The organism is Thermanaeromonas sp. C210 (assembly GCF_013167955.1).
Lineage (GTDB): Bacteria > Bacillota > DSM-521 > Neomoorellales > Neomoorellaceae > UBA12545.
In genome coordinates this window covers 11,711-36,126 of sequence record NZ_BLWF01000004.1, presented here as the reverse complement: position 1 = coordinate 36,126, position 24,416 = coordinate 11,711, and the positions used below count along the sequence as shown (strand labels likewise).

Sequence of the window (24,416 nt, the reverse complement as noted above, 5' to 3'; positions counted from 1 at the left end):
AAAAAGCCATGGCACCCGCTAAGATTGCCATCCTGGACCCGCATACGGCGGATCAAATAGCCGCCGGCGAAATCGTGGAGCGGCCGGTTTCCGTAGTTAAAGAATTGGTGGAGAACGCCATCGATGCCCAGGCGCGACACATAAAAATTGAAATTAAAGGCGGCGGCAGAGACTATATAAGGGTGCAAGACGACGGCACAGGGATGGACGCAGAGGATGCGGTTCTGGCCTTTGCCCGCCACGCTACCAGTAAAATCCGGGGGATAGAGGACTTGTTCAATGTTCAGACCCTGGGCTTCCGCGGCGAGGCGCTGCCCAGCATTGCGGCCGTAGCGCGGGTGGAGCTCCTTACTCGTCCCGCGGGCCTGACCCTGGGGACGCGTATAAGAATAGAAGGCGGGCGACAGCTGGCCGTGGAAGAAGCCGGCTGTCCCGAAGGGACCACCGTAACAGTGGCCGACCTTTTCTTTAACACCCCCGCCCGGCGGCGCCATTTAAAGAAACCGGCTACAGAGGCTTCGCGGGTGGCGGGAGTGGTAGAGCGGCTGGCCCTGGCCCACCCGGAAATCGCCTTTCAATTGGTCATCGAGGGTCGGCGCAGTTTAAACACGCCGGGTAATAATGACCTGCGCTCTACCGTGGCCGCCCTCTGGGGACTGGACATGGGGCAAAACCTCTTACCGGTGAGGGAAACTATAGAAGAGGGGGCCAGCCTTGAGGGCTTGGTTTCGCCCCCGTGGCTTCACCGGTACGGCCGGGAACAGCAGGTGTTGATTGTAAATGGTCGTTACGTGCTGAGTAGGACCATTACCCGCGAAGTAGAGGCGGCATACCACACCTTAATTCCCGAACAGAGACGGCCGGTCTTTGTTCTGCACCTGCACTTGCCTTCTTCGTGGTTGGATGTTAACGTCCATCCCTCTAAGCTCATCGTTAAAATCAGGGATGAGGAAGCCCTGGCGGCGCATATCGGGCGGGCCGTCAAACGGGCCCTCCAAACTCCTGCGGGGGTAGGCAGGGCCGCGTGGGCCCCGAGGAGCAGCCGGAGATTCCCTGCCCACTGGGCACCGGGCTCGCCGGCGGCGGCACGCCAGCAGGAATTGGGGCTTATGTTGAGGGAAGGACGGGAGGAGAGGCCGCTGGGACTACCGGGAAACCCGGCGGAAGGGGTAAGGGCTGGCGGTATCCATCCGCCCCCGGCGCCCCCGAAGGGAGAGGCCGGTGCGGGCGTCTCCCTGGATACGGAAGGAGGATTGCCTCCGTTAAGAGCCGTGGGCCAGGTGCTGAATACATATATTTTGGCCGAGGGGGAAGACGGCCTGTACATCATCGACCAGCATGCGGCCCACGAGCGCTGCCGCTTTGAGCGTCTGAAGGCCCGGCGTCGGGATACCTGGCCCACCCAGGTGGCGGAGCCACCCGTGTTGCTCCGGCCGAGTCCCTCCCAGTCCCTGGAAATCCTTACCCGGCAGGAGGCCCTGAAAGCCCTGGGATTTATCGTGGAGCCCTTCGGGACAAATACCTTTTTGCTGCGGGGGGCACCGGCCGGCGTCCCGGCCGGCCAGGAAAGGGAAGTGCTGGAAGAACTTTTACAGGAACCGGAACCCGAAGACCTGGGGTCCCTGGAAGAGAGGCTGCTAAAATCCATGGCCTGCCACGGAGCCGTCAAGGCCGGGGATCCCCTTTCGCCGGCTGAAATGAACATGCTCTTACAAGAATTGGTGGAAAGCCCGCACCCCCATACCTGTCCCCACGGCCGCCCAGCAGTAATAAAAATAAGCCGGGAGGAACTGGCCCGGTACTTTCACCGGCCGCAAACTGCCGGGGAGGGGGGGCAGTAAACCTTGGGGGCTAACTCCTCGTCCTCCAAGCCTCCCCTCGGGGCCCTTGTAGGTCCCACGGCGGTGGGAAAGTCGGAAATTGCCCTGGAGGTGGCTGCCCGCCTGGAGGGGGAGATTGTCTCGGCGGATTCGGCCCAGGTGTACCGGGGGCTCGACATCGGAACGGCTAAGCTCCTTCCCCACCAGCGGGTGAGCAGGTCGGGCAAACCCATCCCCCATCACCTCTTGGATGTTGTTGAACCCCATCAATCCTTCAGCGTAGCCGAATACCAGCGGCTGGCCCGTGAAGCCATCGCCGGCATTCACGACCGGGGACACCTGCCCCTGCTGGTAGGGGGGACGGGCCTCTATTTTCAGGCAGTGGTGGACCCTTATTTTTTTGCTCCCGGGGCCCGGGATAGCGATTTGCGCGCGCGTTTGCAAGGGGAGGCCGAGAGCTACGGCAACGAACACCTCTACCGGTGGCTAAAGGAGGTAGACCCCGTAGCGGCGGCCCGCATACACCCCCATGACCGGCGCCGCATCATCCGGGCCCTGGAGGTGTACCTTTTGACCGGGGAGCCCATTTCCGCCACCTGGAAGGGCAGGTGGTCCGGCTCTCCCTACCGGCTGGCCCTGGCTGGTTTGACCATGGAAAGGGAAGTTCTCTACGAACGAATTAACCGGCGGGTGGATGAGATGATTGCGGCCGGCCTAGTGGAGGAGGTGCGGGACCTTCTCCGCAAGGGATATGACCTCCAAACGCCAGCCCTGCAGATACTGGGTTACAAGGAGATGGCCCTTTACCTCCAGGGGCATCTGACCTTCGCCGAGGCCGTTTCCCTTTTGAAGCGCAACACCCGACGGTACGCTAAGAGGCAGTGGACGTGGTTCAGGCGGGATCCCCGGATAGTATGGTGGGAAGTTACGCCCGACAACAGGGAGGAAATTTCTGACGCCATAAGCCGGTGGATGGCAGGACAATTGGATATCTGTGTAGAATAGGGTATACTAAAAAAACAAATAATGCCAGGCTGGAGGGGACAAGATGAGCAAGGGACAAGGAAACTTACAGGATGTCTTCCTCAACCAAATCCGGAAAGACAACGTACCCGTCACCATTTACCTGGTGAACGGATTTCAGCTTAGAGGAGTGGTGCGGGGTTTCGATAATTTCACCGTCCTGCTAGATTCTGAAGGCAAGCAGCAAATGGTATATAAGCACGCCATTTCCACGGTTATGCCCCACCGGCCGGTGAGTCTGGCCGCCGAAAACAAGGCAGAGAATAAAAACGAGTAGCAACAACGCGAGGTGGAGCCCCTAAAATCGGGGCTCCTTTTATTGTGCGCCCGGCATGGGCGTTAACTTGGTGGTGAAAGTCCGCTGCAGGCGAGGCAGCACAGTCTGCTAGCCAAAGGCAAGGGTGCCTACCGCGAGGTAGGATTCGAAGGAAGCCGGAGGCAAAGCCACGGCCCGATGAACAAGAACCCCATAGGAGGCTAGACCGTTCGGATGAGCTGGCAACACACAGCGAAATCCCAGGCTGCCAAGGGGCGGTAGAGTAGATGGGGCGGGCGCGGGGCGAAGGTTAACGCTCTTACCCGGGGAGGCCTGCCGGATAAGCCAGGGAAAGCTGGCAACCCGTGTCGGAAGGCACGGCTGAACCGGCAGGAGTCAGCAGAGGGCATAGTACCCAGGGGGTCATGAACACCAGGGGAAGGCCCGAACATCAAGTCAGAGGTGAAACCGATGCGTTCGCGAGAAGGACGAAGACAGCAGAAAACCCCGCAAGGGGCCTGTCCGCGGGAGGAAGTGGTGAAGCCACGGGGGACCGCGGGAGGGCCGAGTTCTTCTCCGGCACAAAGCGGAACGTCACCTCGCGGAGGCCAAGGTAGCGGCCTGATGGAGCAGGTGGTGGAAAGGAGCAACATGCTGGCCGCGTTAAAGCGGGTAGAGCGGAACGGAGGCGCGCCCGGCGTGGACGGCATCCCGGCCGAAGGGTTGCGGGACCAAATACGCGTTTGACAAGGCCGCGCATCCGGGGAGAACTGCTCGCGGGAACCTACAGACCAAAGCCCGTGCGCCGGGTCGAAATCCCGAAACCCGGGGGAGGCAAACGGAAGCTGGGGATACCCACAGTGATGGACCGCCTGATCCAGCAGGCCCTCCTGCAGGTATTGACGCCCATCTTCGAACCGCAGTTTTCAGAAGGCAGTTTCGGGTTTCGACCCGGAAGGAGAGCCCACGACGCGGTAAAGAAGGCGCGGCAGTACGTAGAAGAAGGATACGAATGGGCTGTGGACCTGGACATCGAGAAATACTTCGACCGGGTAAACCACGACATACTCATGGCCCGAGTGGCCCGAAAAGTAACGGATAAGAGGGTACTCATCCTTATCCGCCGTTATCTCCAGGCAGGCGTCATGGTAAACGGAATAGTCATAGAGACGGCAGAAGGGACGCCGCAGGGTGGACCTTTAAGCCCGTTACTGGCCAACATCCTCCTGGACGACCTGGACAAAGAACTGGAAAAGAGGGGCCACAAATTCGTCCGTTACGCCGACGACTGCAACATCTACGTCAAAAGCAAACGAGCGGGAGAAAGGGTCATGGCAAGTATCCGCAACTTCCTGCAGGAGCGGTTGAAGCTCAAGATTAATGAGCAAAAGAGCGCGGTAGACCGACCGTGGAAACTGAAATTCCTGGGGTTCAGCATGCACAAACGCAAGACAGGAGAAATTCTTATCCGCCTGGCGCCTCAGACCATCGAGCGGGTGAAAGGGAAAATTCGGGAGATAACTGCCCGGAATAAACCCGTGAGTATGGCCGAGCGTATAGAGCGTCTCAACGCCTACTTGGGCGGGTGGATAGGATACTTTGCCCTGGCCGAAACGCCCAGCGTCTTTGAGGAGATAGAAGGCTGGATGCGGAGGAGGCTACGCATGTGTCTCTGGAAGCAGTGGAAGCGAGTACGGACAAGATACCGCGAACTGCGTGCACTGGGGCTACCAGAGTGGGTAGTACATCAATTTGCCAATGCTCGCAAAGGGCCATGGCGGATGGCCCATGGGCCAATGAATAGAGCCCTGGGCAATGCCTATTGGCAGTCCCAGGGCCTCATGAGCTTAACCGACCGCTATTCTTGTCTTCGTCAAGCTTGATGAACCGCCGGATGCGGACCCGCATGTCCGGTGGTGTGAGAGGACGGGGGCTAGCCGCCCCCTCCTACTCGATTTGGTATAAAGGCAGGTAAGGCGTATAACACTAGAGCTAAAGCCACCCGAAAAGGAGGAGCGAAATGGACGGTCCGAAAGTGAAATGCACCGTGAATACTTGCGTCCACTGGTTAAAGGGAAATCAGTGCAATGCCAATAATATCGATATTACCCACGAAGAAGAGGGTAAGATGTCCCACATTGCCGAGCACACCCAGTGTAAGACCTTTTACCAGCGGCGGGGCGTCGCCAACACCCTGGGTTCCCTGGACAATGTAAACTGGGGAGGCTGGATAACCAGCACTTTGCTGCCGGGGAGCCAGGTGTATCCCTCCGTAACCTGCACCGTGAGCAGTTGTGAGTACTGGGTGGAAGGCAACCGGTGTAGGGCGCCGGAGATCGACGTGGTGGGCGCCAATGCTGACGAATGCCAGGACACTAATTGCTACACCTTCCGGCCTAAGGCCGCCCCCTGAGGTGGCAAAGCATCTCCCGAAACGGGGTTTTTCCCTCCAGGCCGGAACTACCTCCGGTTAATGGCGGGTTTGGGGAAAGGAATGCGTACTTCGCCTTCCCCGATAGGCTTCGCAGACCGGAGTGATTAACCAGCCCTCTGGGGACTCCCGCAGCCTCTTGCCAAAGCCTTTTGCCTTCATACCCCGGCATTAGCCGGTACTCCGGCCCCCATTCCGTCCTCCCTGGGGCCCAATCTTGCCCACGACCTGCCCCAAGCTGTCCCGTACCGGCGTAGAGAACATCCCGGCTAACAATAGAGATAGCTCGATTGCCTGCTACTGGGATGGCGGAACCCCGTTAGCGGCGCGGTCCGGGAGCATATAATTTCTTAGGAAAGGCAGCCGAGGGCGGGGTGAAGGGGGTTGCAGATTAAAATCGGCTTCGGTTCCGGCAAGGTTGCGAGCCCGGGGAGATCGGCAGGGAAAAAGAACGTCCCTACGGCCCGTAAAGAAAGGTTGGGCGCGGTAAAGGAGGCCGGGCCGGGGAGAGTCGAGGCCCTTTTGAAGGATCTAGACAAACTCATCGGACTGGCTAACGTTAAGGAACTAGTAAAGGAAATACGCGCATATGTGGAGATACAGAAAAGGCGCCAGGCGGAAGGGCTGGTGGTTTCGCCCATGAGCCTCCACATGATCTTCAAAGGCAATCCCGGCACCGGAAAGAGCACCGTCGCCCGCCTCCTGGGCCGTCTTTTCAAGGAGTTGGGATTGCTCACCCATGGGCATTTGGTGGAGGTTGAGCGGGCCGACCTGGTGGGGGAGTACATCGGGCACACGGCTCATAAGACCAGGGAGCAGCTGCGCAAGGCCGTGGGAGGAATACTTTTTATAGATGAGGCCTATTCCCTGGCCAGGGGAGGGGAGAAGGATTTCGGACGCGAGGCCATCGACGTCCTGGTAAAGGGGATGGAGGATCACCGGGATAACCTTATTCTGATTTTAGCCGGGTACAAAGAAGAAATGGAGTATTTTCTGGAAACCAATCCCGGGCTGCGCTCGCGCTTTGCCATTCATCTGGAATTTCCCGACTATTCCGTAGACGAACTCCTAAGCATTGCCGAATTGATGTTAAAGGAACGCCAGTATTTTCTAACTCCGGAGGCCAGGTCTGAATTGGAGCGGATCCTTCGCCGGGAAGCAGTATTCGGCCACCGCTACAACGGTAACGCCCGGTTGGCCCGTAATCTCGTCGAAAAAGCCGTTCGCCGCCAGGCCGTAAGACTTATGGGGAGGGCCGTCCTCACCAGAGAGGACCTCATGGCCATAACTAGGGAAGATCTGGTGGGCCTGGGCGGCAACAGGCAGCCCAGAAGCAACCTGCGGCCCGTAGGGGCAAACCTACAAGAACCCTGCCACATCTGCTATAATGATCCCTCGTAAGGTGAAAGTTAGGGGGGGGTCAAAACGTCCTTGACATTTACCAGTATTATCCAGAATTATTTTTCCATTTCCCCCTGGCTGGTAGAGAAACTTGCCGAGGCTGAGGAAGAGTGCCGGGAGGGGGGCTACTTTGACCGGGTGGAAGCCGTGAACGCCCGGGTCCATTTAAAGGTCTTAAAGGCCTTTCAGGATTTAGGGATAAATGAGTTTCATTTTCAAGATTCTACCGGATACGGTTATGGTGACGTAGGCCGGGAAGCCCTCGAGCAGCTCTATGCCCGGATCTTCGGCGGAGAGGCGGCCCTGGTGAGACCCCAGATTGTATCCGGTACCCATGCTTTAAGCCTCTGCCTGCAGGCCCTCCTGGGGTCGGGGGATACCGTCCTGGCCGCCTACGGCAGGCCGTACGATACCCTCTCTACGGTCATCGGCCTGGGACCGCCGGTGAGGAGCCGCCTCTCCGACAGGGGCATCCGCTATGCCCAAGTGGATCCGGCGCCCGAAGGGCCGGACTTGCCCGCCATCGCGCGGGAGGTGGCCCGGCTTAAGCCCCGCCTGTGCCTCATTCAGCGCTCCCGGGGCTACCAAGACCGGTCCTCCCTGGGGGTGGCGGCTATTGGGGAGATAATTGAAACGGTGAAAGGTGCTTACCCCTACACCCTTTGCCTGGTAGACAACTGCTACGGTGAAATGGTGGAGGACCGGGAACCCTGCGAGGTAGGAGCGGACTTGACGGCCGGGTCCCTCATTAAGAACCCAGGGGGCACCCTGGCGCCGGGCGGGGGCTATATCGTGGGGAAGGAAGGGCTGGTCGAAGAAGTTGCGGCCTATTTGACGGCTCCGGGATTGGGCCGAGAACTGGGGGCCTTTACCGGAAAGAGGATCTTTTATCAGGGATTATTCCAGGCACCCCTGGTGGTGAGGGAGGCCTTAAAGGGCGCCATTTTGGCGGCTGCATTTTTCCACAAATTGGGCTACCCCGTAGATCCCATGCCGTGGGAAGAAAGGCACGATATTGTACAAACCATCACTCTGGGCCGGCCGGAAGTCCTTATGGCCTTTTGCCGGGGGCTGCAGCGCGGCAGCCCGGTAGAGGCCCAGGTTATGCCCGAACCGGCCCCTCTGCCGGGTTATACCGGGGAAGTCATCATGGCCGGCGGTACCTTCGTACAGGGGGCTTCTCTGGAATTGACCGCCGATGCGCCCTTAAGACCGCCTTATAGAGTCTTCCTCCAGGGCGGGATATCCCTGGCCTACACCCGAGTAGCCCTTCTTTTGGCCGCCGGGGAAATAGAAGAGGAACAGGGTATTTAGGAAAGGATACTTTATGAGATAATAAACAACTTCCGATAATAATGATTATGTTAACCAGATGAGAGATATAAGTAAGGCAACCAAAGGAGTGCCGGCACGAAAGGGCTCTTTCAATAGGAACGCCGGCGCCGGGCGCCTGATGGCCCCTTGGCCGTCGGCTAACAGCCGGGACGTATTTATTATCACCTGAATATAAATTACCATAGAACCTGCTAAAGGTCCGCAATCCCTCGGGCCTCGGTCCCTAGCATAAATAGGCACCCCTAGGGCCGAGGATGCGATAAGCGCTGCTTTCCGAGCCCTGGGGGCGTTGACGCGGAGACCCCCTCCGCGTATCCCTGGCATTGAGGACTTATCCCTGAGGGTCAACTTTAGAACCGGGCCCCTGAGGATTGTTCGGTATATGGCGGGCGACGGCCGGCGGCTAAGCCGGAAGCTGCGTCGATGCGATTTGATGTCCGGGATGGTGATTCGAAGGTGGCTTAAGGCGCTAGGCTTCTTCGCGCGGGAAACGCTTTATGTAAACCTTGTTAGGGTTCTCCCCCGGGCTCCCCTGCGGCGGGGAGGCCAGAGCCGCCCGGTTTCATTTTGGGGCCTTCTGGTCCAGGGAATAAATGAAGACCAGTACCTCGGCAACGACCTGGTACAGCTCTGGGGGGATCTGGGTGCCGATGTCTAAGGTGGAAAGCATTTCCGCCAGATCCGGATCCCGGTGGATAGGGACCCCCGATTTTTGGGCGGTTTCGATAATCCGCTCGGCCACCGGCCCCCTGCCCGAGGCTACTACCTGGGGAGCCGGGTCTTCATTTTCTTCGTACCGCAGGGCCACGGCCTTTTTTACTTTGTCCTCCTGTTTCATCCCTAGCCTCCACGGAAAGTTCAATTTCAGACCTTAACGTCTACTGAAATTACTCCGGGCGCTGTACCCGAACCCGGCGTCCCTTGGGGGTTAAATATAGAGGTGACCCGGCATACCGCCCAGGTGGCCTTGTGGAGGCGGTAGCCCAGACCCTCCAGGGCTTCCTCCAGGGTAGACCAGGAGCTGTCCAGGAGCCGACCCACCCAGGCATATTCCACTTTTCCCTGCACCGTGACTTCGGACTTCCGGACTCTTATTTCCAGGCTGAGGGTCCCTAAATGGCGGGTATGTAGCAGGATAGTTACTGTAAAGTCCTGGGGATCGATGACGACGGTGGATCCCCGATCTTTTTTTATAAGGAGCTCTCCCCACTTCAGGATTTGCCCATCCAGCAGGACAGGCAGGCTAAAATAGAGGTAAGCCTCCCCTTCCCCCTTGCCCGTTTGCCAGAGATACTGGCCCCAAAGCTGCCTTGCGAGGCCATGCCCTTCTTCCTTGATGGAGGCCAAAAAGGCCGGCTTTTCGCCCGTAGCTTCATATTGATCCAAATGGCGGATAAACTGTCTCAACCTGGTGGGTAAATCCCTTCCCGGTGGAGATACTTCTCCGTACCGGCGACCTTCAAACCCCTTCCCTATCCCTTCCTCGTACCCGTGGGACGGTTCGGCCCGCGGCAGCTGGGCGCCCAGGAGGCTGCGCAGCTGCTCCGCCACCCCGGCCGGCCCCTCATGGGGCCTGAGCACCAGGGCCTTCGCTGCGGCCTTAAGCTGGAGCCACAGGGATCTGCCTTGTGCATCGGTAAGGAACTCTTCCAGGACGGGAGAAGCCGAGAAAAGGAAGCTCACTAGCCGGGTCATGGTCCCCTGGCGACCTTCCTTTTCAGCGTTCACAAAAGCATGGAGGGCTTGGAGGACTTCGGGCCTGGGTGGGAGTTCCCTCTTTAAGGCATGTAAAACGGTGGCGATTTCCTCCGGTGAGGGAACTTCACCGGCCCGGGCCTGGAGAAAACCCAGCATAAGAGCGGCTTCTTTAATCCGCCCGGCAGTCAGGGGCAACTTCTGGGCGATAAAGGCCTGGATTAGAGCGCGGTGCACGGGAGTGTCCTTGAGGCCCAGTTGGTGGGGAAGGGATTTCATGGCTTCCTCGCCCTTTTCCTTTTGCTCCGGACCCGGGGAGAGCAATCTCACCATGTACCTGCTGTCCCTGAACTCTTGTACCTCCATTACCACGAACTGCCCTGCCTCCAGGGAGAAGGCCGAGCGGGCCAGCACCTCCTGGCCTTCCACTACCAGAAGGTAACTGTTCGCCGATATCCGGGCCAGGACCCTTCCCCCTATCACCTGCCCCACCCGCCAGGCAGGAAGCCCTCCTTTATGGCGGGAAGGGGGCAGGCCAAGGGTAGCTTGCCCGCCAGCTCTAACCTGCCCCGGGGCGCTCAAAATCAAATCCATAGGATATCTCTGCACCCTTGCTACTTGTTTTCCGGCCCTCTTTCCGGATCAACCAGGATTTGATTACCGCGAATAACATGGAGCTCGCGGGCGTGAACCTGGGCTCGCCTATCCTGGTTGAGGCGGTTGCGGCTTAATCTAAATCTCTTCTTCATTTTACCTGTATTCTCCTTTTGCCCGGTGAACTTTTTTTATATTTTATTTTGCCAAGCCGGTTTGTTTCTTAAAGCTGCACCGGGGCAACAATTACTGGTAAGGCACAACGGTATAGAAAAATTTACGACGGCGGAAACTAAAAAAACAGGAGGGATAACTATGCTCCGAGCTCGTATGTTTGTGCGCAGGCGCGAGAGATCGTGGCTGCGCTGGCTCGCATGGTTGGCTTACCCGATGGGGTTGATTCACGGAGCCCTGTTGGCTCGTTTCTTCGGTCACCGGAGGGAGCAGCCCTCGCCCCAGGGGTAAGCCCCCTCCTTTTTCCTCCGTGAAGGGCAATCTGCCCTCTGCGGGCAATGGGGTTGGCCGTAAACATAATCCACTTTTTTTCGGAGGTTATCCAGTGCAAACCGCCTCAACCGGCCGGGCCGCCCTACAAAGTAGCCCTATAACAGGGTTAGCCGGATATGTTTTAAGGCCAGATACTCATTTAAACCGTGGTGCGATAACTCTACTCCCATCCCGCTCTCTTTCCAACCGCCGTAGGGAAAAGCCACCTCTCCGCCGGTAACGTTGTTTACCCCTACGGTGCCGAATTGGAGGTGTTCGCTCAAATAGAAGGCGGTCTTGAGACTGGCTGTATAGACGTAAGCCACAAGACCATAGGGGCTATCGTTGGCTAAGGCAACCGCCTGTTCCAGGTCGGAAAAGGTCATAATGGGTGCCAGAGGGCCAAAGGTTTCCTCGGTCATAACCCGCATTTGGTGGTTTACGTTAACCAGTACCGTCGGCATGAAGAAATAACCCGGCCCGGCGTTCTCCGGACGCCGGCCGCCGTAGAGCACCTTAGCACCCTTAGCTACAGCATCTTCCAGGTGCGCACGGGTCTTTTCTAATCCCTCTGCCGTAGCCATGGGTCCGAGATCAGCATCGGGGTTCAGCAAACCATCTCCGATGGTTAGTCTGCTCGCCTTTTCTACCACCCTGGCACAAAAAGCCTCGGCGACCCGTTCGTCCACGTATACCCGGTTGATGGCATTGCAGACTTGCCCCATGTTGCGGAATGACCGGTAGACCGTTCCCTGTGCCGCGGCATCCAGGTCGGCATCCCTACAGACGATAATGGGGCAGTTTCCTCCCAGTTCGAGGGAAACCTTTTTGAGATAGGGAGCGGCCAGGCCCATGATCTGTTTGCCCGTTTCGGTGGAGCCGGTGAGGGTTACTTTCTGGACCACGGGGCTGGATATAAGTGCGGGCCCGATCCGGGCACCGGAGCCCAAAACTAAATTTATGACGCCCTTAGGCTCTAGACACTCGTCGATGATGCGCACGAATTCACCGGTAGCCAGAGGGGTATTGCTGGCGGGTTTAACGATTACGGAGTTGCCGGCAGCCAGGGCAGGAGCAATTTTCCAGGCAGCTAACAACACGGGATAATTCCAGGGTACAAAGGCGGCAACTACACCGAGGGGCTGCCTTATCACCAGGCTTCTCGTGTCATCCTTGTTCGTAGGCAATACTTCTCCGACAATACGTTGCGCCTCTTCTGCGTAATAATCCAGGGCCTGGGCCGCCGAAGTTACTTCTCCGCGGGCTTCTGCCAGGGGCTTCCCCTGCTCCATAGTCAAAAGCCGCGCTATGCTGTCGACCCTGGCCCTGACTTCCGAAGCGGCCCGATGGAGCATTTCCCCCCTTCGAGCGGGAGTTAGCCTGGACCATTCCCGGTAGGCCCTGTCGGCGGCATTGAGGGCAAGCTGGATCTCGGTGTCTCCCGCTTCAGATACGCTACCGATGACTTCCAAGGTGGCCGGATTGATAATCTCCTTCCTCGATGGGCTGGAACCTTCATAGATAATCTTGCCGTTTATTAACATGAAGGCGTTGTGTTGCGGCATGAGGTTCCTCTCCTTTCCGGTTATGCTAACATTAGCATAACGCGCCTATGTATTTATGTCAAGATGTAATTACATCTGCAAGTCTAAAGTACCGGTTATCTCTCCCCTTCCGGCGGTTTGGGATGGGGTGCCTCCGGTTCGCCCGGCAGGAAGCAAAGGTGCTCGGTCGCGAACCCTGCGTAGACCTTTGCTCCAACCCTTAGCCCTTCTTCCAGGACCCGGTAGCCGGCTACATCTGCGTCAAGTTTAAAGCCGTCTACCTCTACCTCCAGGCGGAATACCGGTCCCATGTTGGTCAGGCCCTTCACCTCTCCCGGCCATGAATAAGTAAGCAAAAGGGGTTGACGGCTTACCCGCACATCCTCCGGACGCACCCCGGCCAATAGGCCCCGAGGGGAAAAACCATAATCTGTCTCTACAGGACGGCCCAATATGTGCCACTTTCCCTCGTGCCACACCAAGGGGATGAGATTGTTCAATCCCACGAACCCGGCCACTGCCGGTGAGACCGGCGTCCTGAATACCTCCTCGGGCGTTCCGATTTGCACCATTTGCCCTCCTATGAGTACTGCAACCCGCTCCCCGTACGAGAAGACCTCGGAAAAATCGTGGGTTACCATGATTGTCGTGAGGCCGAAGTCGCGGTTTAGGCGCTTCAGCTCCTTCCCTATTTCGCCCCGCAGGGCCGGATGGAGGTTGACAAGGGGTTCGTCCAGCATGAGCAGGCGCGGGCAAGCTGCCAAAGCCCGCGCCAGGGCGACACGCTGCTTTTCACCGCCGCTTAAAGTATGGGGGTATTGGGACAGCAGCGACCCTATTCCCAACACTTCCACCCATTGCTGCCAAGTAAAGCCGGTGTTCGGCCAGCGAAAGCGCAGGGGATAACGGATATTCTCTTCTACCGTCAGGTGAGGGAAAAGGGTAAAATCCTGGTACACAATGGAAAAGGGTCGCTTTTCCGCAGGAAGAAACGTAATATCCCTTCCTTCCATGATAATCCTCCCCTGCCGAGGTCTGTGTAACCCGGCCAGGGCTTCCAACAATACGGTTTTACCGGCTCCCGAGGGTCCCAGGATGAAGAAAAATTCTCCCTCCTCCACCTGAAAGCTTATATTCCTAAGGCTAAAGGAGGGCAGCCGTACTTCCAGGTCAGTGACTCTTAACATGAGAACTTGTTCCTCCCGCCGCCAACCTTACCAGGACGAAAACCGCTTCTTTGCCCCCCGCTAACGCCGGGGCCGACCAGTTTTAAGGGTGCCAGGGGCTTTCCTTTGGCATCCGTCTCCGGTAGAGGTGCGCCGTTAAGGTAACAGGCCACCAAGTAGTTGTCGTTGCGGGCTACCGTCTTAGAATCCGGGGTTACAGCATAGCCATCACCGGCCAAGAGCGTGACGGAATACCCCTCCTGGGCGAGCCTGTCGTTAAAGGCCCCCGTACCGTGTTCGTTAGTATCATCTACGTAGCCCATAAGGTACCAGAGGGGTATTCCCCGCCACGTACCGCTATCATCCTCGTACTCCACCCCTTGACACCTTACACCCTCGGCCAACTCCTCCCAGCTTACCTTTTTGTTTAGGGCCCCGCTCAACTCCAATTCCCAGGCCGGTCCCGTTTCCAACGGCTCTTCCTTGCCGAAAATTATTATTTCATTGACGTTCTTTACCGTGTAACCGTTGCTCGTGGGGTAAATATCGTAATAATGCCGGTACTGCTCCGGGAGGCACTGTTGCATATCGGCGCTCCCGAAGACGTACTGCCCCTGGTTATTGGGAGTCTGGGCGAGGAAAACCAATTTCATGCCATCCTCGTATTCGGGTATATATTTCCCGTCGCAGTACCAGGTAAGCACTAGAGGCCCTTGTTCCGGCCGGGGATTATAAACGTTCTCGTAAGGGAAGTCCTTGGAGAAACCGTCCGTCGCTCGAATCCTCACCGTTTCTCCGGGAACCATTCCCCCGACGAGATCACAAAGATCTTTGATATTCGTCCCTTTAACCGCGCCCTGATCCTTTAAATTTACCTCTTCGGCGGGATCCCACAGGTTACCCTCATCAAAGGTCGGTCCCTGATGATAGTAATGGGTTATTCCGTCGCCGTACACCTGGAGATTTTCTTCCATCCAACGGTAATCTACTTCCTCCTCGGCCACTACGGTTTTCCCATCGGCCGCATATTTGACAATACGTACGGAGGTAGTTGCCGCACTCGCAGCAGCCGGAAGGGCTAGCCAGAGCCCCCAAAGGGCCATTATTAGAAGGGAAAGGGCGATGCCCGGCAAAAGCCGGTAAGGCCGTAGAGATAGTCTTCTCAAGATCATTCTCCAAAACCCTCCATACAAGAAATTTACCGGCGGACGGCAAGGTCTCTGTTCGCCTTGTAAGTGGGACGCTACTGAAAATCCAGAAGGGGCCGGGCCCAGAAGAGAAAACACACCTCCTCCGCCATGTTTTCAGGATAAGGCCCCTTAAGTTCAATGGCGACCGTTAATGCGCCCGCCGGCGGAACCCGGCCAATGGCCCGGGAAGGGTCATAGGGCCCACCGTTAACATAAATCAGGGGGCTATCTTCCCCGGGCGGCCCCTTTTCCCTTTCGTCGGCCGCCAAATATACTTCCAACTCCGCGGTTCCGCTGTTAATTAAGCGTACCACCTCCCTTGGGGGGGCTACCTGCATATGTTCTACGGAGATGCCCACCGTGGCTAACTCCTCCCGCGGCCCACCGGTTCCCACCTCGGTTTCCGGGGGCGAGCTCCCCTCACCATTCCTTCTCTCCTCCGGAGCGGGAACCCCGGGGTCAGTAGTAAAACGGCCTTCCCCGGAACCGGCCCCTTGAACCGGCGCGGCTTCGGGAAGGGCTTGCCCGGCAGCCTCTTCGGCCGGGGGTGATATCTGGGAGTAGATGGCAATTTCACTGACCCACTTCACGGAAAGACCGCTGGAGGAGGGATATTCCTTGCCGCCGCTGCGGTAGAAGTGCCAGGATTCTTCCGGAAGACACTCGTGCATGTCCCAGTTGCAGAAGCAGTGATAGCCTTGCGCGTTTGCCGCGGCAAAGAAAACTAACCGCATCCCCCCTCATGGTAGTCGGGCACGTAGCCCAACCCCCGCCCTTCCCCTCTCTGCCCCTCCGCGCCATTGTACCAGCAGAGAATCAATGGCCCCTTCCGGGCGGGTGGTACACGCTCTCATAAGTGAACCACCGGCTAAAACCGTCGACGGCTTTGATTCTAACCTTATCACCGGGGGACATGCCGCCCACCAGGTCGCACAGGTCTTTAATATTGGTCCCTTTTACGGCTCCGTAATCCCTGCTCTGGATATTGACTTTTTCCTCCGGATCCCAGGGGTTGTATTGTTTATCGGGATAAACCTGCTGCCAGGCTCCCTCGAAAACAGGTCCTTGGTGGTAATAATGGGTGTTACCATCCCCGTAAACCGGCAAGTTGGCCTCCATCCAACGGTAAGTGACCGTCCGTTCCGCAAGGACCGTTTTCTTGTCGGCGGCATACTTGACCACCCTGACTTCCGTTGTAGGCCCGGGGGATTGGGCGGAAGAGCTCCGGGAACAGAAAGTGCAGATTGCAACGAAAAATGCCGGTAGAAGAAAAAGAAAGATAAGTATTTTACTTTGGCCGGCACGTCTCCCCTCTTGCGGGAGGGAGAATAGCATCACGGGCCTTACTTCCTCCCACCCGGGCTGGGCAGGCCAGCCTTCCGCTTTTTAACCCTTGATAGAGTTGTGTCAGAAATAACCGTATACCAACGGCGCATCCGGTAGCGTTCAAATATAAAAAGCGACTCGTTATGTTATTTTCAGCATAACCCATAACCCTAAAATAGTTAAGCCCCGGAACATAAAGGACCGAAATCCCCGTCCTTTGTCTTCCCTTTCAGGTACACGGGTGCAAAGCGTGGCCGGTGTTGGTGTTAGGATAATGTTAAGTTGATGGACGGCGGTTTTTAAGTTATAATTCTTACAATAAGATTTCGAACTGATACTTGTGTAGCAGATGAGCCCTTACTCGAGGTGCGCTGTAAAAGGGTATAAAGGGGCCCGAGGGTATGGGTGCAGGAGCGGAAAAGGAAAGAGGACGGGATAAAGAACTGGCTGAAGAATTATATAGGACCCTGGTGAGATTCTTCGGGCTGCACCACCAGAAATTCCTTCGTGCCTTTCGGGAGGGTGAAAGCCCGGGCGCCCGGCTCAAGAAAAACCAGCAAAAACTGATCGCCCTTCTTTACTGCGGCGGTCCGGCCACCCCTAGTGAGCTCAGCAGGAAACTGGACTTGGAAAAGGGAGGGGTTACCACTTTGCTGGACTCCCTCGAGAAGGCAGGGTTGGTCGCCCGCAGGGAGGCACCGGCCGACCGGAGGAAACAAATAGTGGTGCTCACCCCCCAGGGTAAGATGCATATGGAAAAGGTCATGGCCGAGCACCAGGAAATACTCTCAAATATCCTAAAGAAACTTGATCGATCGGAGGTAGAAGAATTGATAGGGCACCTCCGCAAAGCCATAGAAATCATCGAACGGTTGTAAAGAGCACCCTGGGAGGATGGCCAGTCTTCCACGGCAGCCCCAGTTCAGGCCCTGAGGAAGGCGGGTCGTGGCCTGGAGTCACGGCGGCCGTAGCCGGGGAGGAGGATTGGGTTTCAACCTGAAACCTCACCGGATCCTGAAGGCCAAAGGGCCGCCTAGGCGGCCATTGGTACGACCTGGGCTTTTGGAGCGAGCGAAAGCCAAGGCGCAGGCCTAGCCTCGAAAATGGGGATGCACCAGGCCGGCAGGCTGGCGCATCCCCAGTTTTAAATTTCCGGCATCAAGGAAGGTAGGAGACATAATAAGCGGCGACAACCTACTCTGAAAGCTTTTAACACATAATATCCAACTTGCCACAAGCCCATAACGCGCCTTTTGGTAGTAGAACTGGCCACCAGTTTCCGGTGATATCCTTTCTCTTCACCATAGGCTCCGGCCAGGAGAAGAAAGAAATAAGCATACACTACTACCAATAGTAAACGCTCATAGCGACAAGCAGCAGAAAGAATTACCCCGTGTAACCCCAGGCCCGTGCGCAGGTTCTTAAAGTCTTTAAACTTTTCCTCGATATCCATGCGATGTCCGTAGCCCTGAGGTACTCTTTTCGCCTCCCAATCCAGATTAGTAACTAAAAACCATGGCTCCTCCTGCCCAGGTGCGAATTGGTAAATGAGCCGTACCGGATACTTCTCCTTCTTATGGTAAAGTACCCGGCCAAAATCAATTAGTTGGTTTGGGCGCACAGGAAAGCGTTGTAAACTCCCGGTAAATTGCTCACTATCTATCCAGGCAGTGCCCGAAACTCGAATGATATACTTGAACCCTAAAAACCCCAATTTCTTAAATAGCTCCACCCGCCCAAAACCGCGGTCGGCCAGTATAATAGCTTCAATCCCTTGAGGAATAATTTCTTTCAGCTTCTCTAGCAGCCTTTCTTCTTCCTGGTTCTGGCTATAGCTTGGATTTTCTTTTTCAACTACTCGCCATAGAATAGGTATGGCTCGGGTATCTAAAATAACGCTGGCAAAAAGGGCCTGATGCTTTTTATCATGCAAGTCCGTCCAATCCAAAGCTATAAGTAATCTTTTTCTTGAATTTGCAAGCCACGTATATGCCTCGGGCTATAGCTGCGACACCAACACGGCGCGACTTCATCAGGCCGTATACCAAGGCTGCTAGTGTTTTTCTTTGGGACTTGCGAAGATCGCTAAACCATGCTACAAAGTTCTTGACAAATCTCTTAAAACTCATGGGAATCCTCCTTTCGTGCCTATCATTTACAAATATCTCTTCGAAAGGAGGGTTCCCTTTTCCTTTCTCATATTCAGCCTCAGAATCGTTAGAATCGTCAAAACTGGGGATTCGCCAGGCCGGCAGGGGATTGACGGAAGGAGACAGGCATGGTATAATTAATCTCGGTTCGAGGCCCTATCGTCTAGTGGACTAGGACGCCGCCCTCTCACGGCGGTAACCGGGGTTCGAATCCCCGTAGGGCTACCACAATAAGCAATATCAACATTTCCGGGCTACGGCCCGGATTTTTTCTTGCCCTAAAACCCCGCCAGGGACACCGCCCTCCGCAGATACAGGAGGGTGGTCGTTTTCCAACCTGTATTTCCTTGCAAGCCCCAGCTCACAGCCGTCGAGGGGCTTATTTTTTTAGTACAGTTCCGCCCCGAGGTTAATATATTAACTTTAGGGCAGGTGAAAAACCGGTGCCTCTGCTCTGGACTCTAGAGGACGACATATGGAATATCACTTCCGGCCCCGGCTGGCTGAACTATGCTTATATTCTAACCGGAAGGCCGGTCGCCGGCATCGCTTATTACCTCTCCTCTCTCGACCCCGCGGGGCGCCTACACCTTTTGCTAAGGACGGCGGAGGGACGCAATATTTATGTCTATTGGCAGGGCCGATCCTGGCAAACTCTATCCCTGCCTTGCCGAGACGGAGAAGAGCCCTATGGCTTGGTAGTGGACGGCACCGGCAGGAAGCACATATTACTGCGTTTGGGTCCAGGTAGAGTGAAGCACCTTCTTTATCAGGGAGGAGACTGGCTAATCCGCGAACTGCCCTTTACCCTGCCCCCCGAGCCTTTATGCTTTGCGCTGGAGGATAGCGAGCGCCTTTTCCTCTGCTGGGAAGAGGTCACCGGCGGGATGAAAATTCTCCTCTCCTCCACCTACACCCGGGCAGCGGGGTGGAGCCCGCCCTGCATTATAGGCCAAGAAAGGAAGGAGGCCGGGATTTATTTCTACGGACCGGAGGCTTCACGGCTTTACTGGCTGGTCTGGAAGCCGCAAGGCGGCAGTTATGGTCTTTACTACTATACCCGGCAAAGGGCCCGCCGCCTATCGAGAAAGGAATACTTGGGGGAGGTACTGGAATTACCGGACCGGGCCCCCGTCCGGCTAATCCTGGGGTCTGCAACGCTCCTTTGCTGGACGGCCAAGGGTAAATTCACCTTTTGCCTGAGGGAGTCCCCCGGCACAACCTGGAGCAAAGTACAAACCGATTATCTCTTTTTCCCTGCCTGCCTGGAAGCGGTGGCCGGATGGCCCGACTTACGTAGGGATAAGATAGCCTTTACCAAAATCTGCGGCTTGGACCTCCAATGGCCCCTCATTTTGACGGCAGAACAGATTCTGCCCTATTGCAGGGCTTTGGTGTCACGCGGATAAAGGGCTGACGCACCCCGCTTTTCAGAAGCGCGCTTTAGCACCCACTTTCTCCTGAGCCTCGGGGTTACGCCAGGGAATTACCCCTTAAAGAAGAGCCCCTTACCCTACCCCCTACTCCGTAATTCCTTGACCTTGGCAATTTCGTCTCCATAATCCTCGTAATGTTCTACCGTAGTCTCCAGGAGCATGGGCAAGCTGCCTAAAAAGGGATGGTTTACAATGACGCCGATGCCCTCGTCCCCCAGTTCGCCTTTACCTATGCAGGCATGACGGTCCCGGTGGCTGCCTAAGGGAGCCAGGGAATCGTTTAAATGCATTACTTTAACGCGCTCCAGCCCGATCTTTTTCTCCAGGGCCGCCACCAAGTCATCACACCCGTCGGGGGTTTTTAGATTCCACCCTGCGGCAAAAAGATGGGCCGAATCGATACAAATACCTACCCGCGGCGACCAATCCAGTAAGTCCAAAATCTGGTGCAGATCCTCCAGACTACCTATTTCCCCCCGTTGCCCTGCCATAGTTTCCAGGAGGAACCTCGTTTTCACTTCCGGGGTTTCCTCCAGGCCCTGGCGGATGACCTCGGCCAGGCGGTGTAGGGCCTCTTCACGGTCACCCTTATGCCGGCCGGGATGGCTCACTACGTATTCCGCCCCTATAGCGGCAGCCCTAGCCATATCTTCTCGCACTACCATAGCGGCAAAGTCCTTTAGCTTCCCGGGAGAGGCGGCCAAATTGACGGTGTAAGGCAGATGACCTACCACCGGGTAAATATCCAGCCGCTCCCTCTCCGTATACCACTCTTCTATCTCTTCCTTCCCGATGTGGCGCGCCCGGCCGCCCCGGGGGTTCCGGGTGAAGAACTGGAAGGTATTGGCGCCGATACGTTCGGCCATAAGGGCCGCCTTGGGCAGACCCTGAGCGATGGATAGATGGGAACCAATGCGCACGGCGGATTCTCCTGACTCTTGTTAAATGCAGTAATACCTTACCACTACCCCCTTCTATTGTCAACCTTAAGGGGCCGAACCGGCCCCTCAAGAACAAGTCCTTCATATCTTTTGTACGTAATGATACCCCAGCTGGCGAATATGAAAGCAGATGGTTTCTAGAGTTATTTGCCAGGGATTATAAGTTACGATCAAACGCCGCTGGCTTAAGAGGGGAATGGCCCTGGACACCCCGGGAAGTGTACCCAGCATATCTACCAGTTTAGTGCAATCGTCTTTGGTGGTCATATTGGTAATCACCAAAGTAACGCTCACCTGCTGTTGCCGGTTAATGTCCGCGGCACGCCTGCCCGGGGTTTCGGGGGGCAGCGGTGGGACGGCCCGGTGTTTAAGGCGGTCATAGTAGAAAGTCACCCTTTCCCACTCCTCCCGTTTAAAGACTACTTTTATCTTATGAAGGGGCTTTCCGGCTTGCTCCTAGGTCATTTATCGACGAGGTCACATATTCTGTACTGGGGTGTTGACTCCTTACTGAGAAAAGAGGGGTGAAAGATGGATATTACCGTTGCCCTCCGGCAGATAACCGAACCGGGGCCAGAGCTGCAGGCTTTATTTGTTGCCCTGAATCGGGAACTGGAGGCCCAGGGAATTAAGGTCATCCTTCTCCCGGCCCGGGCGGACGATGGAATATTATTACAGCTCTGGAATGTGGACGTGGCCATCGCCCTCACCCAAGTAGGGCGGACGGCCGAAGGCCCTCCGGGGGACAGCAGTATACACTTTTATTACTCCTGTAAGAGGCGACAGGAGAGTCTAGCCGTTATTGCCGCCATTGTCCAGGAGATGCTCCTCGGCAGAGAAATAGTCTCCTACTCCCTGGCCCGAAGTTGGGACTTCCTAAAACAATATCGCTACTACAGGTTGATAAGAAATTCCGGGGTACCGTTGGTATTGATGGAACTCCACCATTTTCGCCTCACCCCGGAGGAGATCGAACGCCTCACCGGCTGGATCGTTAACGGAGTGATAAACCATTACGGCCGGCGCGGTGACGATACAACTCAAGAGGAGCCGGAAAGGACGCCCCTTCAAATGGAGGAAGAGCCGACACCGGAAGACGGCGGCGAAGCCTCGGATGTGCCTTCGCCGCCTCCGGAAGAGGTTGAAGCAGAACCACTACCCCAAGAAGGGGAAGCGGTGGCGGAATCCCTCATGGAAGAACAAACGCCTACCCGAGGAGAAGAAAGGAGCCATGAAGGGGATGCCGCTTCCAGCCGCGAAGCCCCCCTTCTCCCCGTGGAGGGCGGCAGCACAAAGGCAGGTGTTCCCTCTCCCCCCAAGCAGGTCAAAGCACCGGCACCTGGGAAACAGCGTTACTGGGGAACCAACCCCCTGTCCCCCCCGGGTGACGGTCCCGTTTACTTCTTTAAGCGGCAGGGAACACCCGAACTGCCTCCTAGCAGGATAGACCCTTTACGGCTCCAGTTGATGGCGAGGGGCTATCAAAGCTCCCCGCGGGCCGCGGCCATAGGTGGCAAGGCGGCGAAGCCCCCTTCCCTTCCCTGGGCCCCCGGTTGTCCGCACCGGGTATTGCCCGGTGCTCTGCCCGACTCCCTGGAGCCACGGGTTAGTTCCTCTCCGGAAAACATTTTTGCCGAGCTCAAGGGCCTGGCGGCCTCCCTCCCTGGGCAGAGGGAAGCTCCGGTAGGGCCTCCGGAAACGAACAAAGCACCGTGATAAAGCGGTGCTTTGTTCGTTGTGCGCCCGGCATGGGCGTTAACTTGGTGGTGAAAGTCCGCTGCAGGCGAGGCAGCACAGTCTGCTAGCCAAAGGCAAGGGTGCCTACCGCGAGGTAGGATTCGAAGGAAGCCGGAGGCAAAGCCACGGCCCGATGAACAAGAACCCCATAGGAGGCTAGACCGTTCGGATGAGCTGGCAACACACAGCGAAATCCCAGGCTGCCAAGGGGCGGTAGAGTAGATGGGGCGGGCGCGGGGCGAAGGTTAACGCTCTTACCCGGGGAGGCCTGCCGGATAAGCCAGGGAAAGCTGGCAACCCGTGTCGGAAGGCACGGCTGAACCGGCAGGAGTCAGCAGAGGGCATAGTACCCAGGGGGTCATGAACACCAGGGGAAGGCCCGAACATCAAGTCAGAGGTGAAACCGATGCGTTCGCGAGAAGGACGAAGACAGCAGAAAACCCCGCAAGGGGCCTGTCCGCGGGAGGAAGTGGTGAAGCCACGGGGGACCGCGGGAGGGCCGAGTTCTTCTCCGGCACAAAGCGGAACGTCACCTCGCGGAGGCCAAGGTAGCGGCCTGATGGAGCAGGTGGTGGAAAGGAGCAACATGCTGGCCGCGTTAAAGCGGGTAGAGCGGAACGGAGGCGCGCCCGGCGTGGACGGCATCCCGGCCGAAGGGTTGCGGGACCAAATACGCGTTTGACAAGGCCGCGCATCCGGGGAGAACTGCTCGCGGGAACCTACAGACCAAAGCCCGTGCGCCGGGTCGAAATCCCGAAACCCGGGGGAGGCAAACGGAAGCTGGGGATACCCACAGTGATGGACCGCCTGATCCAGCAGGCCCTCCTGCAGGTATTGACGCCCATCTTCGAACCGCAGTTTTCAGAAGGCAGTTTCGGGTTTCGACCCGGAAGGAGAGCCCACGACGCGGTAAAGAAGGCGCGGCAGTACGTAGAAGAAGGATACGAATGGGCTGTGGACCTGGACATCGAGAAATACTTCGACCGGGTAAACCACGACATACTCATGGCCCGAGTGGCCCGAAAAGTAACGGATAAGAGGGTACTCATCCTTATCCGCCGTTATCTCCAGGCAGGCGTCATGGTAAACGGAATAGTCATAGAGACGGCAGAAGGGACGCCGCAGGGTGGACCTTTAAGCCCGTTACTGGCCAACATCCTCCTGGACGACCTGGACAAAGAACTGGAAAAGAGGGGCCACAAATTCGTCCGTTACGCCGACGACTGCAACATCTACGTCAAAAGCAAACGAGCGGGAGAAAGGGTCATGGCAAGTATCCGCAACTTCCTGCAGGAGCGGTTGAAGCTCAAGATTAATGAGCAAAAGAGCGCGGTAGACCGACCGTGGAAACTGAAATTCCTGGGGTTCAGCATGCACAAACGCAAGACAGGAGAAATTCTTATCCGCCTGGCGCCTCAGACCATCGAGCGGGTGAAAGGGAAAATTCGGGAGATAACTGCCCGGAATAAACCCGTGAGTATGGCCGAGCGTATAGAGCGTCTCAACGCCTACTTGGGCGGGTGGATAGGATACTTTGCCCTGGCCGAAACGCCCAGCGTCTTTGAGGAGATAGAAGGCTGGATGCGGAGGAGGCTACGCATGTGTCTCTGGAAGCAGTGGAAGCGAGTACGGACAAGATACCGCGAACTGCGTGCACTGGGGCTACCAGAGTGGGTAGTACATCAATTTGCCAATGCTCGCAAAGGGCCATGGCGGATGGCCCATGGGCCAATGAATAGAGCCCTGGGCAATGCCTATTGGCAGTCCCAGGGCCTCATGAGCTTAACCGACCGCTATTCTTGTCTTCGTCAAGCTTGATGAACCGCCGGATGCGGACCCGCATGTCCGGTGGTGTGAGAGGACGGGGGCTAGCCGCCCCCTCCTA

22 protein-coding genes, 1 tRNA gene and 2 pseudogenes are annotated in these 24,416 nt (G+C 56.8%); 13 read left to right on the top strand and 12 right to left on the bottom strand.

The window, feature by feature from the left end:
* Positions 1-8 precede the first annotated feature (8 nt).
* From mutL to TAMC210_RS10435, 7 genes and pseudogenes are all read left to right on the top strand, one after another.
* Positions 9-1,841, top strand: coding sequence for a DNA mismatch repair endonuclease MutL (gene mutL, locus TAMC210_RS10465; protein ID WP_173298765.1), 1,833 nt, complete (start codon positions 9-11; stop codon positions 1,839-1,841).
* Positions 1,842-1,844: 3 nt separating this feature from the next.
* A complete protein-coding gene (gene miaA / locus TAMC210_RS10460) occupies positions 1,845-2,825 on the top strand; it encodes a tRNA (adenosine(37)-N6)-dimethylallyltransferase MiaA (protein WP_173298764.1) in 981 nt (326 codons plus the stop codon).
* Between the two features lie 43 nt (positions 2,826-2,868).
* Positions 2,869-3,120: an RNA chaperone Hfq gene (hfq, locus tag TAMC210_RS10455; RefSeq protein WP_173298763.1), complete on the top strand. Its 252-nt coding sequence runs from the start codon at positions 2,869-2,871 to the stop codon at positions 3,118-3,120.
* A 603-nt stretch (positions 3,121-3,723) separates the two neighbouring features.
* Positions 3,724-4,982: pseudogene (ltrA, locus tag TAMC210_RS10450) on the top strand (group II intron reverse transcriptase/maturase).
* Positions 4,983-5,119: 137 nt separating this feature from the next.
* Complete coding sequence (locus TAMC210_RS10445) at positions 5,120-5,512, top strand: DUF1540 domain-containing protein (protein ID WP_173298762.1); 393 nt, start codon at positions 5,120-5,122, stop codon at positions 5,510-5,512.
* A 402-nt stretch (positions 5,513-5,914) separates the two neighbouring features.
* Entirely contained in the window at positions 5,915-6,931 is a 1,017-nt protein-coding gene (locus TAMC210_RS10440; RefSeq protein ID WP_277997711.1) for an AAA family ATPase, read from the top strand.
* 30 nt (positions 6,932-6,961) lie between these two features.
* Complete coding sequence (locus tag TAMC210_RS10435) at positions 6,962-8,245, top strand: aminotransferase class I/II-fold pyridoxal phosphate-dependent enzyme (RefSeq protein WP_217267358.1); 1,284 nt, start codon at positions 6,962-6,964, stop codon at positions 8,243-8,245.
* A 583-nt stretch (positions 8,246-8,828) separates the two neighbouring features.
* Here the strand turns inward: TAMC210_RS10435 and TAMC210_RS10430 are convergent.
* The 3 genes from TAMC210_RS10430 to TAMC210_RS13675 are packed head-to-tail and all read right to left on the bottom strand — an operon-like array spanning position 8,829 to position 10,710.
* Positions 8,829-9,104: an EscU/YscU/HrcU family type III secretion system export apparatus switch protein gene (locus TAMC210_RS10430; RefSeq protein ID WP_173298761.1), complete on the bottom strand. Its 276-nt coding sequence runs from the start codon at positions 9,102-9,104 to the stop codon at positions 8,829-8,831.
* A gap of 26 nt (positions 9,105-9,130) precedes the next feature.
* Entirely contained in the window at positions 9,131-10,555 is a 1,425-nt protein-coding gene (locus TAMC210_RS10425; protein ID WP_173298760.1) for a hypothetical protein, read from the bottom strand.
* Between the two features lie 20 nt (positions 10,556-10,575).
* Entirely contained in the window at positions 10,576-10,710 is a 135-nt protein-coding gene (locus tag TAMC210_RS13675; RefSeq protein WP_256366493.1) for a hypothetical protein, read from the bottom strand.
* A gap of 160 nt (positions 10,711-10,870) precedes the next feature.
* On the opposite strand from TAMC210_RS13675, the gene TAMC210_RS10420 reads away from it, so the two are divergent.
* Positions 10,871-11,020, top strand: a complete 150-nt coding sequence (locus tag TAMC210_RS10420; protein ID WP_173298759.1) for a hypothetical protein — start codon at positions 10,871-10,873, stop codon at positions 11,018-11,020.
* A 137-nt stretch (positions 11,021-11,157) separates the two neighbouring features.
* On the opposite strand, the gene TAMC210_RS10415 is transcribed toward TAMC210_RS10420, so the two are convergent.
* The 5 genes from TAMC210_RS10415 to TAMC210_RS10395 form a co-directional block, all read right to left on the bottom strand.
* Positions 11,158-12,606: an NAD-dependent succinate-semialdehyde dehydrogenase gene (locus TAMC210_RS10415; RefSeq protein ID WP_173298758.1), complete on the bottom strand. Its 1,449-nt coding sequence runs from the start codon at positions 12,604-12,606 to the stop codon at positions 11,158-11,160.
* Positions 12,607-12,701: 95 nt separating this feature from the next.
* Positions 12,702-13,772 (bottom strand): ABC transporter ATP-binding protein, encoded by a 1,071-nt coding sequence (locus TAMC210_RS10410; RefSeq protein WP_173298757.1) that lies wholly within the window; start codon positions 13,770-13,772, stop codon positions 12,702-12,704.
* Complete coding sequence (locus TAMC210_RS10405; RefSeq protein WP_173298756.1) at positions 13,766-14,923, bottom strand: hypothetical protein; 1,158 nt, start codon at positions 14,921-14,923, stop codon at positions 13,766-13,768. The genes TAMC210_RS10410 and TAMC210_RS10405 overlap by 7 nt, the downstream gene beginning before the upstream one ends.
* 71 nt (positions 14,924-14,994) lie before the next feature.
* A complete protein-coding gene (locus TAMC210_RS10400; protein WP_173298755.1) occupies positions 14,995-15,675 on the bottom strand; it encodes a hypothetical protein in 681 nt (226 codons plus the stop codon).
* An 82-nt stretch (positions 15,676-15,757) separates the two neighbouring features.
* Complete coding sequence (locus tag TAMC210_RS10395) at positions 15,758-16,123, bottom strand: hypothetical protein (RefSeq protein ID WP_173298754.1); 366 nt, start codon at positions 16,121-16,123, stop codon at positions 15,758-15,760.
* Between the two features lie 545 nt (positions 16,124-16,668).
* Here TAMC210_RS10395 and TAMC210_RS10390 point away from each other — a divergent pair.
* Positions 16,669-17,145 carry a MarR family winged helix-turn-helix transcriptional regulator gene (locus TAMC210_RS10390; RefSeq protein ID WP_173298753.1) on the top strand — a complete coding sequence of 159 codons (477 nt, stop codon included), beginning with the start codon at positions 16,669-16,671 and terminating at the stop codon, positions 17,143-17,145.
* Positions 17,146-17,411: 266 nt separating this feature from the next.
* Here the strand turns inward: TAMC210_RS10390 and TAMC210_RS10385 are convergent, their stop codons facing one another.
* Positions 17,412-18,200 (bottom strand): IS4 family transposase, encoded by a 789-nt coding sequence (locus TAMC210_RS10385; RefSeq protein WP_254388639.1) that lies wholly within the window; start codon positions 18,198-18,200, stop codon positions 17,412-17,414.
* A complete protein-coding gene (locus TAMC210_RS10380; RefSeq protein WP_173298736.1) occupies positions 18,193-18,396 on the bottom strand; it encodes a hypothetical protein in 204 nt (67 codons plus the stop codon). Before TAMC210_RS10380 ends, TAMC210_RS10385 begins: the two co-directional genes overlap by 8 nt.
* Positions 18,397-18,569: 173 nt before the next feature.
* On the opposite strand from TAMC210_RS10380, the gene TAMC210_RS10375 reads away from it, so the two are divergent.
* Positions 18,570-18,645 (top strand) — tRNA-Glu (locus tag TAMC210_RS10375).
* 215 nt (positions 18,646-18,860) lie between these two features.
* Complete coding sequence (locus TAMC210_RS10370) at positions 18,861-19,826, top strand: hypothetical protein (RefSeq protein WP_173298751.1); 966 nt, start codon at positions 18,861-18,863, stop codon at positions 19,824-19,826.
* A 104-nt stretch (positions 19,827-19,930) separates the two neighbouring features.
* Here TAMC210_RS10370 and TAMC210_RS10365 read toward each other — a convergent pair whose 3' ends face one another.
* A complete protein-coding gene (locus tag TAMC210_RS10365; RefSeq protein WP_173298750.1) occupies positions 19,931-20,773 on the bottom strand; it encodes a deoxyribonuclease IV in 843 nt (280 codons plus the stop codon).
* A 102-nt stretch (positions 20,774-20,875) separates the two neighbouring features.
* Positions 20,876-21,187, bottom strand: coding sequence for a hypothetical protein (locus TAMC210_RS10360; RefSeq protein ID WP_173298749.1), 312 nt, complete (start codon positions 21,185-21,187; stop codon positions 20,876-20,878).
* A 138-nt stretch (positions 21,188-21,325) separates the two neighbouring features.
* Between TAMC210_RS10360 and TAMC210_RS10355 the strand changes: the two genes are divergently transcribed.
* Both TAMC210_RS10355 and ltrA (TAMC210_RS10350) read left to right on the top strand, forming a co-directional pair.
* The gene (locus tag TAMC210_RS10355) at positions 21,326-22,510 is read left to right on the top strand and encodes a hypothetical protein (RefSeq protein ID WP_173298748.1); all 1,185 of its coding nucleotides are present in this window, start codon (positions 21,326-21,328) and stop codon (positions 22,508-22,510) included.
* A 580-nt stretch (positions 22,511-23,090) separates the two neighbouring features.
* Positions 23,091-24,349: pseudogene (gene ltrA / locus TAMC210_RS10350) on the top strand (group II intron reverse transcriptase/maturase).
* Positions 24,350-24,416 lie beyond the last annotated feature (67 nt).